We start from the raw sequence: 15,106 nt of genomic DNA on the forward strand, positions 1-15,106 counted from the left end.
TACGCCATGACCAATCGATCGACTTCCGCCGTCGGCACGGACACCTTCGACCCCATCGAAATGGAGGTCTTCAGCAACCGCCTGCTGTCCATCACCGAGGAAATGGGCAATACGCTGATCCGCTCGTCCTTTTCCACCAACATCAAGGAACGCAAGGACTGCTCCGTGGCGCTATTCGACGCCGCCGGCCGCCTGGTGGCGCAGGCGGCCCACGTGCCGGTGCATCTGGGATCGCTGTCCGGCGGCATAGACGCCGTGCTGCGGCGCTACGGCGCGGCCGGCGTGCGCCCGGGTGATGCGTTCCTGTGCAACGACGCCTATCTGGCGGGCGGTACGCATGCGCCCGACATCACCGTCATCACCCCCATCTTCCACGAGGGCGTGCTGCGCTTCTTCGCGGCCAACATCGGCCACCACACCGACGTCGGCGGCGCCGTTCCCGGCTCGACCTCGCACCACCTGAAGACGGTGTGGGAGGAAGGCATCCGCCTGCCGGCCATGCGCATCGTGCGCGAGGGCGAGCTGGACATGGACCTGCTGGAGATGATCGCGCACAACACGCGCGAACCGGACAACCGGATGCACGATATCCGCGCCCAGATCGCCACCAACGACAAGGGCGCCAGGCTGATGCTGGAACTGGTGCAGCAGTCCGGTCTGGAGATCCTGCTGTCCGCCATCGACAGCATCATGCTGTATACCGAGAGACGCCTGCGCAACCGCATCGCGCAACTGCCGGCTGGCACCTATACCTTCACCGAGCGCATGGACGACGACGGCATGGGCGGCGATCCCGTCACCATCCAGGCCAACGTCGAGGCGCGCGACGGCCAGCTCCATGTCGATTTCACCGGAACCAGCAAGCAGGCGCGCGGCGCCTTCAACCTGCCCGCCAGCGCCCTGAACGCCAGCGTCTACTTCGCGGTGAAGGCCATGCTCGATCCCGAGCTCATGCCCAACAACGGCCTGTTCCAGCCCATCACCATCACCGCCCCCGAGGGCACCATTACCAACCCGCGCTTTCCGGCGGCGGTGGGCGCGCGCGTCACCACCGCGCAGCGCGTGGCCGGCACGGTGATCGGCGCACTGGGCCAGCTGTTGCCGCCAGACCGCGCCATGGCCTCGTGCAACGATGTCATGCCTTCCATGCTGTTCTCCGTGCCCATGCAGGACGGCAAGGGCACCTTCGTCTACCTGGAAACACTGGGCGGCGGCGCGGGTGGACGCGCGCAGGGCGACGGCATGGACGGCATCCAGGTACACGTGACCAATACCTCCAACCTGCCCGCCGAGGCGCTGGAGATCGAGTACCCGCTGCTGGTCGAGGAGTACGCGCTGGTCAACGACAGCGGCGGCGCGGGCCGCCATCGCGGCGGCATGGGCATCGCGCGCCAGATCCGTTCGCTGCATGACCAGCTGGTCTGCACCATCCGCTGCGACGCCGCGTTGTTCGGCGCGGCCGGCCTGAACGGCGGCCTGACGGGAGGCACCTCGCGCGTGATCCAGAACCCCGGCCGCGCCGACGAGCAGCGCCTGCCCAACAAGATCGCCGGCCACGGCTTGGCCAGCGGCCAGTCCGTGCGCCTGGAAACGCCCGGCGGCGGCGGCTACGGCGCGCCCGCTGACCGTAGCGCGGCCGCCATCCGCAACGACGTGCTGGGCGGCAAGGTCAGCCGGACCGCGGCCGAACGCGACTATGGCGCGGAACGCGTGGCGCTGGCGCTGCAAGGAGACGCGGCATGAGCGCGCCGGCCCCTGCCTCCCGCAGCGGCGGCGAACTGCTGGTCGCGCAGCTGCAGGCCTATGGCGTGGAACGCGTGTTCATGGTGCCGGGCGAGAGCTTCCTGCCTTGCATCGACGCGCTCTATGCCCGGCGCGACGCGATCGAAGCGGTGGTCTGCCGCCAGGAAGGCGGCGCCGCCTACATGGCCGAAGCGCATGGCAAGCTGACCGGCCAGCCGGGCATCTGCTTCGTCTCGCGCGGCCCGGGCGCCACCAATGCGGCGATCGGCGTGCACACGGCAAGGGAAGACTCCACGCCCATGATCCTGTTCATCGGCCAGGTCGGCGGCGACACCGCCGACCGCCAGTGTTTCCAGGAGGTGGACTACCGCGCCATGTACGCGCCGCTGGCGAAATGGGTCGCGCAGATCGAGCGGGCCGACCGCATTCCCGAATACCTGGCGCGCGCCTGGGCGATCGCCACGGGCGGACGCCCAGGACCGGTGGTCCTCTCCCTGCCCGAAGACATGCTGTCCGGCGTCGCCGACGTGGCCCTGGCCGCCGCGCCACAGCCGCCCTGCGCCCGTCCGGCCGACGCCGACATGCTGCGCCTGCGTGAATTGCTGGAAGCGGCAGAGCGGCCCTTGCTGCTGCTGGGCGGCTCGCGCTGGCCGCAAGCCGCGCGCGAGGCCATGCGCGACTTCGCCCTGCGCTTCGACCTGCCAGTAGCCACCGCCTGGCGCCGCCTGGAGCTGTTCGACAACGACCATCCCAATTTCGTCGGCCAGGTCAGCGCCAGCATGCCCGCGCACCAGAAACGCGCCGTCATGGACAGCGACCTCGTCATCGCGCTGGGCACCCGCCTGTGCGAGCCGACAACCATCAACTATGAGTGGCTGGCTTCGCCCACGCCGCGCCAGACGTTGATCCATATCCACCCGGACGCCAACGAGATCGGGCGGCTGTGCACGCCGGCGCTGGGCATGGTCGCCAGTGTGGACGGTTTCGCCCGGGCCGCCGCGGGACTGGAGCCGACGCCGGGCTGGCAGCCGCGCCGCCGCGGCGCTGTAGCGGCCGCCGCGGCGCCTGCGCTGCCGCCCACGCCCGGCCCGCTGGACCTGAACGCGGCGGCGCGCCACGTCGCGGCCACGCTGCCGCGGCATTCCTGCGTCACAGTGGGCGCGGGCAACTACGCGCTCTACGCGCACCGGCACATCGCCTTCAAAGGACCGGGCAGCCAACTTGCGCCCGCCGTCGGCGCGATGGGCTACGGCCTGCCTGCGGCCATCGCGGCCAAGCTGCGCGACCGCAACGCAGCCGTGGTCTGCTTCGCCGGCGACGGCTGTTTCCAGATGACCATGCAGGAGCTGGCCACCGCGGCCCAGTATCGGTTGGGCATTGTGGTGCTGGTCTTCAACAACGGCCTGTTCGGTACCATCCGCCTGCATCAGGAACGCGCCTATCCCGGACGCGCCCTGGCGACGGAACTGGTCAACCCCGATTTCGCGCGGCTGGCGCAAAGTTATGGCGGCTACGGCGCCGCGGTCGAGCGCACGGAGGATTTCGCGCCGGCCTATGACGCCGCGCTGGCATATGCCCGGGAGCATCGCATGCCGGCCATCGTGGAGCTGCGCTACGACGCAGACATCATCCTGCCAGACCGCACTCTGTCCCAGCTGCGCCGCGCGGAGACCGCCGCATGAAACCGCTGCTGCGCCGCGTCTCGCTACCTGCCTCGGCGCCGTTGCGCCTGACCTGGAACGGGTTGGCGCTGCAAGCCCATGAGGGCGACACCGTGCTGACGGCGTTGCTGCTTGCCGCGCAGCAATTGCGCGTCACCTTGGGCGAAGGCGCGCCGCGCGCCGGCTTCTGCCTGATGGGCGCCTGCCAGGATTGCTGGGTGCAGACGGCGGACGGAGCACGCCTGCGCGCCTGCTCCACCGCGGTCGCAGACGGCATGGAACTGGTCAGCGCCCAGCCCGGAGAACTCGCATGCAAGTGAACCCTCCCGGCGCCGATGGCGCGCCGCGCATGGTGGTGGTGGGCGCCGGTCCTGCGGGCGTGCGCGCCGCGCAGACGCTGCTGCGCCACGGCGTGCGCCCGGTGATCGTGGACGAAGCCGCCTTGCCTGGCGGCCAGATCTATCGCCAAGGCGCGGCTCCTCGCGGCTCCGCGCGCCAGCGCTATGGCTTCGAATGGAAGCGCGCGCAAGCCATCCACGCGGCGGGCGCGGACCTAGCTGCCCGAGCAGACTACCGCGCCGCCACCGCGGTGTGGAATGCCGCCCCGGGCAGCCTGGACCTGGTCCGCCACGGCGAACTGGAAACCCTGCCCTACTCACGGCTGCTGCTTGCCACCGGCGCCACCGACCGCGTCCTGCCCTTCCCGGGCTGGACACTGCCCGGCGTCTATACGCTGGGCGGCGCGCAGATCGCGCTGAAGAGCCAGGGCTGTACGTTTGGGCCACGCATCGTGTTCGCCGGCACCGGCCCCCTGCTCTACCTGGTCGCCTACCAATATGCGCGCGCCGGCGCCCAGGTGCAGGCGGTGCTGGACTGCGCGCCGCCAGGCAGCCAGGTCCGCGCCGCGCCGGCACTGCTGAGCCAGCCCGGCATGCTGGCCAAGGGCATGTACTACCTGGGCTGGCTGCGCGCCCGCGGCGTGCCGGTGCACCACGGCGCAAGGCTGGATGCGGCCGAGGGCGCAGGCCGCGTCGAGCGCGCGCTCGCGACCCTGGGCGGCAAGCAGCGCGCCATTGCTTGCGACGCACTGGCAATCGGCCACGGACTGCGCGCGGAAACGCAGCTTGCCGACCTGCTGGACTGCGCCTTTGAATTCGACACGGCCCAGCGCGCCTGGCTGCCGCGCCGCGATCCCGAAGGCCGCAGCTCGGAGGCCGGCGTCTACTTGGCCGGCGACGGCGCAGGCATAGGCGGCGCCATCCTGGCCGAGCTTGCGGGGGAACGCGCCGCGCTGGCCATGCTGGCAGACAGCGGCATCGCCGTCAGCGCCGCCAGGGTGCAGTGGCTGGCCCGCCGCCAGGCGCGCTGGGCGCAATTCCGGCGCGGCCTGGATCGGGCCTTTCCCCTGCCCGGCGCGGATGCCGCCTGCGACGACTCCGTCATGGTCTGCCGCTGCGAGGAAGTGCGCGCCGGCACATTGCGCACCGCGGCCGCGCAATACGCCATCGACGATCTCAACCGCTTGAAGGCGCTGACGCGCATCGGCATGGGCCTGTGCCAGGGGCGCATGTGCCAGTCGGGGGCGGCCGAACTGCTGGCCAACTGCCGTGGACTGGCCTTGGCGGACATAGGCCGCTTGCGCGGCCAGGCGCCGGTCAAGCCGCTGAACCTGTCCATGCTCGGCAAGGTGGAACCATGAACCCGCTGCATACGGAAGTCGCCATCATCGGCGCCGGCCTGGTGGGCACCAGCGCCGCCCTGGCGCTGCGCCGCATGGGCATCGCCACCGCGCTGATCGACAGCGGCGCAAGCGGCGCACGCGCCAGCGGCGTCAACTTCGGCGGCGTGCGCAGGCAGGGACGTTCGATCGAACAGCTGTACCTGGCGCAGCGCGCGCACGGCATCTGGTCCCGCCTGCCGGACCTCATCGGCACCGATGCGGAATACGTGCGCAGCGGCCACCTGAAGCTGGCGCGCTCCGAGGCCGACCTGGACAAGCTTTGTGCCTACCGCGACAAGGTCGGCGACTTCGACCTGGGCCTGGAGATCATCGACGCCGCCGAGCTGCGCCGCCGCTTTCCCGCGCTGGGTCCGGGCATTGCCGGTGGCTCGCTATGTCCGGAAGACGGCCAGGCCAATCCGCGCCTGGTCGCGCCCGCCTTCGCCCATGCCGCCGCGCGCGCCGGCGCCAGCTTGCTCGAACATTGCGCCATCACGCAGGCGGACACCCAGGGTAGCGGCTTCCTGCTGACTGCCGCCGACGGCCGGCGCGTACACGCCGACACCGTCATCAATGCGGCTGGCGCCTGGGGCGCGGCGGTAGCCCGTTGGTTCGGCGACGACCTGCCCCTGCAGGTCAAGTATCCGACCATGCTGGTCACCGAGCCGCTCACACCCCAGATCGGCGTGTCGTTGGGCGTGGAAGGCGGCGGCTTCTACGCCCGCCAGGTCGCGCGCGGCAATGTGGTCATGGGCGGCGGCTACGGCAGCGCGCTGCCGGGAGACCGCAGCCGGCCGGGTCGCGCCGCGCTCGCCGAACTCGGCCGTACGGCTCCATCCGTCTTGCCCGCGCTGGCCTGCGCCAGCGTGATCCGCTGCTGGTCCGGCATCGAAGGCTATTTCAGCGACAAGAACCCGGTCATCGGCTTCAGCCCCAGGGTGCCGCGGCTGCTGCATGCTTTCGGCTTCTCGGGCGGGGGCTTTCAGATCGCGCCCGCGGTGGGCGAAGTCATCGCCGAAATGGCAATGGGGTACGGCAGTTTGATGATGGCGGAGAAGTTCTCGGCCAGCCGCTGGGAGGCAGCGCAGGCGTGATCGCCACCGCCGCGCAGGCGGGAGGCGTTGCTGAAGACGCCCGACTGCGGTCCAACACCATACAGGCTGAAACCTGCCTGGGCGTGATCCAGCACAGCAGCTTTGCCGACAACTACGGGCGTCACCGACGCGGTCGACGATGAGATTCCTGCCGGCACGCAGTGCTATGCCCGGGTCTTCAAGACTGGCCAGGCCGACGCCGCGCCGGCGACCTACGCCGAACTGACGGGCAAGCCCAAGCCCCTCTGAAGCCGCCGACGGGCGGGAACAGCGATTGCTGCTGGATGCTGGCTTCCCACTCAAATGGCGCCCTGCGCCCCTATCTGGAGGTTTCCATGAAAATCCGCTATCTGACCGCCACGGTCCTCGCCTCGCTGACATGGGCTGCGGCTCCTGCAGCGCAGGCGCAGACGGCGCCCGCCGCGCGCCCCTCGGCCGCGGAAGCGAAATTGGACAGCGCCGACCGCGACTTCCTGGAGAACGCAGCCCAGGCCGGCAATCTCGAAGTCGCCGGCAGCAAGCTCGCCCTGGAGAAAGCCCGCGACCCCGACGTGAAGGCATTTGCCCAGAAAATGATCGATGACCACGGCAAGGCCGGCCAACAGCTGGCCACGCTCGCGCAAGGCAAGGGCTACCAGGCGCCGACCGAGCCATCGCTGGTCCAGCAGGCCAAACTGAAGGCGCTGGGCTTGCGCGACGACAGCTTCGACAAGGCCTATGTGGACGAGATCGGCGTATCCGCGCACCAGGACGCGGTGAAGCTCTTCGAGAAAGCCTCGAACGATGTGAAGGATCCCGACGTCAAGCAATTCGCAATCGAGACCCTGCCGGTGCTACAGCAGCACCTGGAAATGGCGACAAGCATGCAGCAACGCATGGACGCCGCCAAGAAGTAGGAGCCATTCCCCGGGTTTTCGATACCCGCGTAGGAACAGATGCGCATACCTGCAGGTGCATCTGCAACCAGTACGCTTGCTGCGGAATACGCTTATGGATCGCGAGGAACTATTGGCACAAATGATCGCCACGCCAGCGGTCGACCGGGACTTCCATGAATGGCCGGAAGTATTGGCCAACTATGCCGAATGCCTGATCGCGCTGCAGCCCATGCTGCGGCCGGAGGAACTGGAAAGGCTGATACGGGTCGGCGCGGATTTTTACCGCACGCTGGCGCGCGCCGAACAGTATCGGCACACGTCAGTCTGGGACGACCCGCAGCCGTAACGCTCAACCATAGGCGCCGTATGAGCGCCTGTGGTACGCCTGCCTGACGTAGCGCTGGAGTTCCGCCTCAACTGAAGAGACGGCGGCGGCAGGTTCCGCCTGCGGGTCCAGCAAGCGCCGCGCAGCTTCGAGCGTGCGCCGCGCCCTCTGTTCACCTTCACTCAAGATCTCGGCGGGTGCCGCCGTCGTATCGCGGTCGAACTTGTCCATGACGCTGCTCCTGAAGGCGGACGGAATGCCGCCACATCGCCATCAGCAAACCACGTGCCCGCATGCGTGCGGCACGGCAATTGCTGCGTTGCGGCTTTCCTCTGGATCGGCGCCCCACTGTCCTGCAGCGTAAGCAACGCCCAGCATCTTGAGTTCGTGCTGCCGACGCTTCAACCGGTCCTGCGGCTCGACCGGGCAGTCGAGGTCGACCTCCATCATGCCCTGGCCGCGCCCGCCCGACAGGGCGGCGACGAGCAAGGCGGCTAGCTGACGACCATTGAGACCAACGCGCGGTCCAGCAGCGCAGCAAGGCGGGAGAGTCCTGCCTCCACCGGCCCCGCGATGTGTACGCGCAAGCACGGCCGGCCCCGCGAGGCCAACTCCTCCATGTCGCCCAAGGCCTGCGCGCGCTGCATGGCGGCGAAGCCCAGGGCGTGGCCGGGCGCTTGCAGCTCCTCCCCGGCGTCCGCGGTAATGAACAGGAATCGTCCGCCCGCGGGGCCGCCTTTGTGCAACTGGCCTATGGAATGCAGGTAGCGCGGACCGAACCCGCCCATGGTTGCAACCCCAGTCGCCTGGCGCAGCCGGCAGCGCATCGCGGCGAGGCGCGCCTCGTGGACCGGATTCCGTGCGACATAGGCCAGCAGCGACACGTAGTCGCCCTGGTCCATTCCCGCAAAGTACGACGCCAGCAGCTCGATCGCGGTCGCCCCCTGGGCCTCGCCATGGAAGGCCAGCGCGCCTTCGACTAGCCGGGGCATAGGATCGGCTCCCCCGATGCCGGCTTCGTGACGCGCCGCCAGCGCCTGCGTGCGCGCCTTGCTGGCTTCGACGTCCGGCTGATCGAACGGGTTGACGCGCAGCACGGCGGCGGCCACGGCGGTGGCCATTTCCCAACGAAAGAACTCCTGGCCCAGCGACTGGGCTGACGGCAGCTCGCAACGCACCACCGGGAATCCCACAGCCGCCAGCCGCCGCATACGCGTGTCCAGGTCCGCGCCAGGCGTATCGCTGTGCGCAAGGTGGACGAACATGCGGTCGCGGCCATAATCGCACGCATCCCCGGCCGGCTCGTGGGCGACAGGGATGATGCCCCGCCCATTCTTGCCGGTGGATTCGGCCAGCAATTGCTCGAGCCAACACCCCACGTATTCCAGCCCGGGCGCGGCCAGGATGGTGACTTGTTGCGGCCGTCCAATGCGGCCTCGCCCAGCAGCGCACCCAGAAGCAACCCCGGATTGGCGCTCGCCTGGGCCTGCGCCGCGCATGCCCGCACCATGGGGCGGGCGCTGCGCAGGAATGCCGCGGGATCGTGCCCCAGCAGCGCCAGCGCGACCAGTCCGAAGGGCGACAGCACGGAGTAGCGCCCGCCCACGGACGGCTCGCCCTCGAAGACGGCGGCATAACCGTCCGCCCGTGCGCGGTCCAGCATCGGAGACCCAGGATCGGTAATGGCGACAAAGCGCTGCCCCGCTTCCTGCCGTCCAAGCCGCCGCGCCACCTGTTCATGGAAGTAGGCAGCGAGCATGCGCGATTCCAGGGTCGATCCGGACTTGCTGCAGACGACAAACAGGCAACGCGTGATATCCACCGCGGACTGCACCGCGCGCACCTGGGCTACGTCGGTCGAGTCCAGCACGTGCAGGCGCAAGCCTCCGCTGGCCACGCCCAGCGTGCGGGCCAGCGCCTCGGCGCCGAGGCTGGCGCCACCCATGCCCAGCAACACCGCATCCGAGAACCCGGCCACGCACAACCTGCGGCAGATTGCCGTCATGCGGCCGAGCGCCCGGGGCGCCATGCCCGGCTGCAGCCAGCCCAGCCAGCGATCCTCATCGGTCCCCGTCCACAGCGTGGCGTCGCGTTGCCACAGGCGCGCCATCCAGTTTTCGCTTTCCGCCTGGTCGATACGATGCCGGACCCGCGCTACCAACTCGGCCGCCGCCTGGAAGCTGAATCCGTTGAGCCCCGCCGCCTCGCGGCGCAGGGCAACGGGAGTCCGCCGGCCTGCGTGTTTTCCCGAAAACTTGACCGAGCGTAGCGCCAGGCCGGCATCGTGGCTAAGAGGGGTGTGCATAGGAAAAGCCGGCCGACCGGCAGGGAAAGAACGGGATGACTGAAAAAGGGCGGCTCGGGGCCGCCCTTCAAAGCTGCGCGTTACCAGTACGGATCCTGGTTGTAGTACTTGTGCACGCTGAGCGCCCAGCTTTCGTCCGCCATCCTGGGCCAGTCGTCCTTGTCGAACCCCGGCGCGTTCTTCAACACCTCCTTGTCCACGTTCAGAATGAAGCACTTGCGGTCCGTGTCCAGGGTCAATGCCGCCCAGGGAATGGCAAAGAGCTTGTCGCCCATCCCCAGGATGCCGCCGCGCGACAGCACCGCATACGCGACTCGTCCGCGCGGCACGTCGATCATGATGTCCTTGATGGATCCCAGCCCTTCTCCCGCGGCGTTGACGACGTCGTTGCCCTCCAGGGTGTCCGCGGCCATGACTTCAGGGCCCGGGCCCGTCGCCGAACTTTTGGGTCCGCCAACAATATTGGTTTGATGCTCCATGCGTTTCTCCTGTGCGGGGCCTATCCCCACGTTGAACTCCGGCAACGGCGGCGTCTCGTGCGCCGATCCGGACTGCCCCATCCAGCAAGCGTCGTGCCCACCGCCCCCTGAACATCTGGCGCGAAGCCAACTGCAGCGCTTGCGCGCAGATATTCCACCGATCGGCATTTTTTTCCGGCTCTTGTGACGCTCTCCCCGGCGGCTCAGCCCGGGCATGGCGCTTGCGGATCGCATCCCGCTATCTCACATAGGAGCGTACTCATGAAATTCCGAGCCTTCACCTACGCACTGGCCTTGTCCGCCGGACTGGCTTCGGCCGGTGCGCTGGCGCAGTCCGCCATGCCCACCTCGCCGTCCAACACGCCGAACGACGGCACCGCCGTGCCCCCCAACCAGCCCGTGCCGCCCGGACAGAAGCCGCCCGCGCCGAATGCGACGCCGAACACGCCGACCACCCCGCCCAACCTGAACAAGGGCGATCACGCCCGGTCCGACATGCACAAGACCGACAAGCAGGGCCGCCACCGCGAGGCCAATGACAACGTGCCCAGCACCAAGGGCGGCGGCGCTACGCCGCCTCCGGGCTATCCGAACTCCGGCGGCTCCAAGTAGCCGCGCAACGACGACGTGAACCGAAACCGCAGAAGGATGTAGTTGTTTAGTTGTGTTAACCACGTCCGGCAGCTTCTTCACATTCCTTAAAAGACCTCGGAAAGATTCATTCGACAGGATCGATACATTGCGCGGCAGCAGTCTGCGGACTCCAAGAAAACTGCCGTGCAAACGAGGTTGCCCATGTCGGAAGTCGTCGTATATGTCAGAAGCCAGCCCCAGCTGGGCGACCAGATCGTCGCCCTGCCGGCGCTCTATCAACTGAAAACCTGGTGGGCCTCGAGGCGGATCCGGGTGGTCGCCCGCGACGACCTCGCCGGCTTCTACCGGGGCCTGCCCTGGGTCGACGAGTTTGTCCGGGCCGCCACGTTCGGCGACTATCTGCGCACGCTCAAGAAGCACACCCCCGTTTGCGTCAGCCTGCACCACAGCAGCGAACGCTTCGGCCTGATCAACCTGCTGCGCCGGCCCGCCTTGCGGTTCGGCTTTCACAACGCGCGAATGAGCGACCTGGCCTGGACGCACTCCCATCGCAAGAGCCTTGCCGAGTACATCGGCTTGGCGAATCTCCGGCTGCTGGCGTCGTACCGGCAGTTCGACGCCGAGGCCGCGGCGCGCCGTTGCTTCCAGACACTAGCCCACCCGCATCGGCACGAGGGACCAGGGGCCGACGTGGTCCTGATCCCTGGCGGCGGCTCCGGCGCGTTCAAACGCTGGAGCCTGCTGAACTATCTGCGCCTGGCCGAAAGGCTAAAGCTGCTGCTGGGCCAGGACACCCGCTTCCTGTTCGTGCTGGGAGAACAGGAAGTCATCGAACGCGACCAGCTCGAAGCCATGCGGCGTCCTGAGTTTTCCATCGCCTACTGCCGCTCGGTGCCGGAGCTCAGCGCCCTCATGCTGCGTGCGCGCCTGATCGTGGCCAACGATTGCGGCCCGTCGCATATCGCCCAGGGCGCCTGCGTGCCCTACGTGGGCGTCTTCAACGAGTCCAATCCGGAATGGTTCTGGGACCGCCCCTACTCCGCCGCGGTCGTGCCCCGCCATCCCCGCGACGGCATCAATTCCGTCACGCCCGACGACGTGCTGGGCGCCTGCCGCAAAGTCCTGGAGCATCATGCGCATCCTGCATACGCTGGCTGAGCGCAGCCTGGGCGGGCTGGAATTCCGCGTCCTCGAGCAATCGGCATGGCTGCAGCGCCATGGCTACGAAGTGGCGATCGCCGCTCCGGCGGACAGCGAAATCGGGCGCGAGGCGCGGCAGCGCGGCCTGCGCGCGGTGGACATGGACTTCGACGCCGCCTACTCGCCGGCCACGGTCCTGAAGCTGCGGCGCGCGGTCAAGACGCTGCGCATCGACCTGATCGACAGCCACAGTCGCGCGGACGGCAAGACCGCTGCGCTGTGCCGCGACCTGTGCGCCGTCGTCAGGACGCGCCACTTCGCCAAGCCCATGCCCTCCTCTCCACGGCGGCGGCTGGAATGGAAAATCGGCTGCGACCACGTCATCGCGACCAGCCTGCTGGGCAAGCAGGAAATCGTCGCGGCGCGCCTGGCCCGCGCGCAGCGGATCAGCGTGGTGGGAGAATGGGCCGCCGACGAATTCTTCCAATCCGCCGACACGCCGCAGTCACGCCTGCGCACCCGGCAGGCCTTGGGCATCCGAGCCCCCGACAACGCCTGGGTCATCGCCACCATAGGCATGCTGCGTCCCGAGAAAGGCCAGGCCGACCTGTTGCGCGTGGTGCAGCGGCTGCGCGGCCTGGGCCTGCCCGCCATCGCGCTGGTGGTCGGCATGCCCACGGCCAGCACCAAGCCCTATGCCTATGCGCTGCACCAATTGACCGTCGACCTGGGCATCTCCGAGCATGTGGTGTTCGCTGGTCATCGCAACAATGTTGCGGAGATGATCCGCGCCGCCGACGTGGTGCTGGTGCCTTCGGCCACCGAAGCCTGGTCACGCGTCGTGCCCGAGTCGTTTGCCGCGCGCCGCCCGGTGGTCGCCAGCGATGTCGGCGGATTGCCGGAAATCGTCACGCCGGGCCAGACCGGTTGGCTGGCCGCGCCGGGCGACGTCGCAGGCTACACAGACCGCATCATGCAGATCCGCGGCGATCCCGCGCAAACCGCAGCCGTGATCGACAACGCCCGGACCTACGCCGACGCCAATTTCCGGCTCGCGGGCAAGATGTTCAGCACCTTGGAAGCGTACAAGCGGGCGTTGCGTCCCGCTTGACGCAGGAGCGCCGCGGCGGAAGGGGTATCATGGTGCCCCCGATTTGTTTACCCGATTCAGTACCGTGACCAAGCCCGCCCTATTGCTCGTTCTGGCAATCGCCTTGACGGGTTGCTCCAAGCAGGAAGAAACACCCTGGGAACGGCTTCAAGCCGCCACGCCGCAACTGCAGCTGGCCGCCAACACCCCGGAAGCGGCGGTGAAATCCTGGTGGCAGGTGCGCGACGCGCATGGCCGCTACACCGCCACCGCCTGCAAGGAACTGGTCGAGCTGTACCGCCCGTTCAACGCCGCCGAAGACTCCCTGAGCACCGCGCCGTTGCAAACCTGGCAGAACGCCGACCAGAAATGCAGCGTCGACACCTACGAGCGCAGCGTCGTCAACGTCGACGTCCAATCCGACACGCGCGCCTTCGTAGTCGCCCAGATCCGCAACACCACGCCCTCCACGCCCGGCTTTCCGGTGGACAACGACGAGCGCGACCGCAAGGAGCGAGGCGTGCGCATGCAGTACCTGCTGGAACGCGCCGACAAGACCCAGGACTGGAAGATCGCCCAGGTGTATGGCCGCAACCGCTATTGCGAAGTGACCCCGGTCAATGGCTGGTGTCCGCTGTACAACCGCGCGGCGGGGTCGGCGAATAGTTATGTGTTTGAGTTCAGCCAGTAGGTAAGGCGCGGGCGTGGCGGATTTTGACGACTGATTCCGCTCAGACGCCCGAACCGCGCATAGCGTGGCCGAAACCTAGCTGTTTAGAGCTGGTTTCAGTTCGGCAAGAAAAGAGGCGACATATACACCCCACAGTTGGGGGTCGAAATATCTCCAACGTCGCGCGAAGGCTGCCTCAGCATCATGGTGATAGATCTGGTGCTGCAGGAGAGGCCCGCCGCCCGACCTCACGCCTGGAAGGCCCAGGTGAGATAGCCCTAAGGCCGTCGCGCCCGCTCTCATTTTATGGTTAGTGCGCTATTTGGTGCCGTCGTACTCGAACCAGAGACTACCGCCGTTCGAAGGGGAGCGCCCATGCATGAAAGTTCGCTCCAGAAGTTCCCTATCAACATGCTCGTGATACTTCGCGCCAAACTTCACCGTCGCCTTGGGATTATCCAGCAGGAATGCCAGCAACAAGTATTGCTCGGTCCAATAGATGTGCAGATCGCGCGCCCAGTCTGCCGGCATGCCGAAAGGCAGGAAGATGTCATGCACATGCACCCAGATCCTGCGCTTGATCTTGGGCAAGAGGCGCAGATACAGATGCAAGCAATCGCTACCGATCTTCACCGTATGGGTGGAGTCGATGAACAGCACGTCGCCATCTTCCAGAAGATCGTTCAGATCCCCGAACTTCTGGGCCTTCTGCTGAACAAGGTTGATCTCGCCCTTCTTCGCACGATCTTCCAGGAAGCGCCTAGGAAACGGTTCAATGCAGGTAAGCTTGCCGGAGCCATTCAGCCGAAGCGCTTCGATGGCCACCAAGGAAGAAAAGCCGCTGCCGATTTCAACCACATTCCGCGGCTTGAGTTTGCGCAGAACGGCATGGTATGCCATTCCGTCAATGAATGGGAACTGGTCATTGCCCCAGAAGAAAGCCCTGGGATTCTCGACGTCACCATCCTTGGGCGGGTCGAAGTCGACGGAGTGATCAGCCAGACTGATCAACTCATCTCGCAAGCTCAGAGAGTTAAAAATCCCCGAATCCAAATAAGGAGGGGCGCTCTCGTCTCCGTATTCGAACGATTCGGAAATCTCTTCCAAAGACGGAATATTCGAATAGAAGTTGGCCGGAATCACGGCGACTTGATTCTTCTGTAGTTGCTCCCGGACTTCTCTGGACGCCCATACGGCCTGCTGTGCGTCCGAGATGAACTGCGAAAGTTGTTGGCCGTCCACTTGAAATCCCCGATCTAATGGTACCGTTGGCTGCACCCTGTAGGAGAACCGTCATGCGGCACCTCGCACCAGCAATCCTAGTAGATGCCCTGTCTATCTTGCGGGATTATATAGGCCGTCGTGTCGGCATCTGTCACTAGTGGGCCTCGATAAGGCCTAATTCTG

The 15,106-nt window shown here is 67.2% G+C and carries 18 protein-coding genes; 12 read left to right on the top strand and 6 right to left on the bottom strand.

Annotated elements, in window-relative coordinates; genetic code table 11:
• The first annotated feature begins 6 nt into the window (after window positions 1–6).
• The 8 genes from N5C88_RS08635 (at window position 7) to N5C88_RS08670 (ending at window position 7,442) form a co-directional block, all read left to right on the top strand.
• Window positions 7–1,743 carry a hydantoinase B/oxoprolinase family protein gene (locus N5C88_RS08635; protein ID WP_280015158.1) on the top strand — a complete coding sequence of 579 codons (1,737 nt, stop codon included), beginning with the start codon at window positions 7–9 and terminating at the stop codon, window positions 1,741–1,743.
• Window positions 1,740–3,425, top strand: a complete 1,686-nt coding sequence (locus N5C88_RS08640; RefSeq protein ID WP_059371852.1) for a thiamine pyrophosphate-dependent enzyme — start codon at window positions 1,740–1,742, stop codon at window positions 3,423–3,425. The genes N5C88_RS08635 and N5C88_RS08640 overlap by 4 nt, the downstream gene beginning before the upstream one ends.
• A complete protein-coding gene (locus N5C88_RS08645; protein ID WP_059371851.1) occupies window positions 3,422–3,724 on the top strand; it encodes a (2Fe-2S)-binding protein in 303 nt (100 codons plus the stop codon). Before N5C88_RS08640 ends, N5C88_RS08645 begins: the two co-directional genes overlap by 4 nt.
• Window positions 3,715–5,103 carry an FAD/NAD(P)-binding oxidoreductase gene (locus N5C88_RS08650; protein ID WP_280015159.1) on the top strand — a complete coding sequence of 463 codons (1,389 nt, stop codon included), beginning with the start codon at window positions 3,715–3,717 and terminating at the stop codon, window positions 5,101–5,103. The genes N5C88_RS08645 and N5C88_RS08650 overlap by 10 nt, the downstream gene beginning before the upstream one ends.
• Window positions 5,100–6,218, top strand: coding sequence for an FAD-binding oxidoreductase (locus N5C88_RS08655; RefSeq protein ID WP_280015160.1), 1,119 nt, complete (start codon window positions 5,100–5,102; stop codon window positions 6,216–6,218). The genes N5C88_RS08650 and N5C88_RS08655 overlap by 4 nt, the downstream gene beginning before the upstream one ends.
• Before the next feature lie 102 nt (window positions 6,219–6,320).
• Window positions 6,321–6,467 (top strand): hypothetical protein, encoded by a 147-nt coding sequence (locus N5C88_RS08660; protein ID WP_280015161.1) that lies wholly within the window; start codon window positions 6,321–6,323, stop codon window positions 6,465–6,467.
• A gap of 86 nt (window positions 6,468–6,553) precedes the next feature.
• Window positions 6,554–7,114, top strand: coding sequence for a DUF4142 domain-containing protein (locus tag N5C88_RS08665; protein ID WP_251881407.1), 561 nt, complete (start codon window positions 6,554–6,556; stop codon window positions 7,112–7,114).
• Window positions 7,115–7,208: 94 nt separating this feature from the next.
• Window positions 7,209–7,442, top strand: coding sequence for a hypothetical protein (locus tag N5C88_RS08670; RefSeq protein WP_059371848.1), 234 nt, complete (start codon window positions 7,209–7,211; stop codon window positions 7,440–7,442).
• A 3-nt stretch (window positions 7,443–7,445) separates the two neighbouring features.
• Here N5C88_RS08670 and N5C88_RS08675 read toward each other — a convergent pair whose 3' ends face one another.
• The 5 genes from N5C88_RS08675 to N5C88_RS08695 all read right to left on the bottom strand — a co-directional run bounded on the left by N5C88_RS08675 (window position 7,446) and on the right by N5C88_RS08695 (window position 10,205).
• The gene (locus tag N5C88_RS08675) at window positions 7,446–7,652 is read right to left on the bottom strand and encodes a hypothetical protein (RefSeq protein ID WP_059371847.1); all 207 of its coding nucleotides are present in this window, start codon (window positions 7,650–7,652) and stop codon (window positions 7,446–7,448) included.
• A gap of 42 nt (window positions 7,653–7,694) precedes the next feature.
• Window positions 7,695–7,910 (bottom strand): hypothetical protein, encoded by a 216-nt coding sequence (locus N5C88_RS08680; RefSeq protein WP_251881400.1) that lies wholly within the window; start codon window positions 7,908–7,910, stop codon window positions 7,695–7,697.
• A 5-nt stretch (window positions 7,911–7,915) separates the two neighbouring features.
• Window positions 7,916–8,413, bottom strand: coding sequence for a hypothetical protein (locus N5C88_RS08685; protein WP_280015163.1), 498 nt, complete (start codon window positions 8,411–8,413; stop codon window positions 7,916–7,918).
• Window positions 8,401–9,726 carry a hypothetical protein gene (locus N5C88_RS08690; RefSeq protein ID WP_280015164.1) on the bottom strand — a complete coding sequence of 442 codons (1,326 nt, stop codon included), beginning with the start codon at window positions 9,724–9,726 and terminating at the stop codon, window positions 8,401–8,403. Before N5C88_RS08690 ends, N5C88_RS08685 begins: the two co-directional genes overlap by 13 nt.
• 80 nt (window positions 9,727–9,806) lie before the next feature.
• Window positions 9,807–10,205 (bottom strand): PRC-barrel domain-containing protein, encoded by a 399-nt coding sequence (locus tag N5C88_RS08695; RefSeq protein WP_059371844.1) that lies wholly within the window; start codon window positions 10,203–10,205, stop codon window positions 9,807–9,809.
• A gap of 261 nt (window positions 10,206–10,466) precedes the next feature.
• Here N5C88_RS08695 and N5C88_RS08700 point away from each other — a divergent pair, with 261 nt between their 5' ends.
• From N5C88_RS08700 to N5C88_RS08715, 4 genes are all read left to right on the top strand, one after another.
• Window positions 10,467–10,817 (top strand): hypothetical protein, encoded by a 351-nt coding sequence (locus N5C88_RS08700; protein ID WP_118934893.1) that lies wholly within the window; start codon window positions 10,467–10,469, stop codon window positions 10,815–10,817.
• 183 nt (window positions 10,818–11,000) lie between these two features.
• Complete coding sequence (locus N5C88_RS08705; protein ID WP_280015165.1) at window positions 11,001–11,957, top strand: glycosyltransferase family 9 protein; 957 nt, start codon at window positions 11,001–11,003, stop codon at window positions 11,955–11,957.
• Window positions 11,932–13,050: a glycosyltransferase family 4 protein gene (locus N5C88_RS08710; RefSeq protein ID WP_280015166.1), complete on the top strand. Its 1,119-nt coding sequence runs from the start codon at window positions 11,932–11,934 to the stop codon at window positions 13,048–13,050. The genes N5C88_RS08705 and N5C88_RS08710 overlap by 26 nt, the downstream gene beginning before the upstream one ends.
• A 64-nt stretch (window positions 13,051–13,114) precedes the next feature.
• The gene (locus N5C88_RS08715; RefSeq protein WP_118934887.1) at window positions 13,115–13,720 is read left to right on the top strand and encodes a hypothetical protein; all 606 of its coding nucleotides are present in this window, start codon (window positions 13,115–13,117) and stop codon (window positions 13,718–13,720) included.
• Window positions 13,721–14,017: 297 nt separating this feature from the next.
• Here the strand turns inward: N5C88_RS08715 and N5C88_RS08720 are convergent, their stop codons facing one another.
• Entirely contained in the window at window positions 14,018–14,941 is a 924-nt protein-coding gene (locus N5C88_RS08720) for a class I SAM-dependent methyltransferase (protein WP_280015167.1), read from the bottom strand.
• Between the last annotated feature and the right edge of the window lie 165 nt (window positions 14,942–15,106).

The sequence above is a fragment of the Achromobacter sp. GD03932 genome (assembly GCF_029839485.1).
Lineage (GTDB): Bacteria > Pseudomonadota > Gammaproteobacteria > Burkholderiales > Burkholderiaceae_B > Achromobacter > Achromobacter bronchisepticus_A.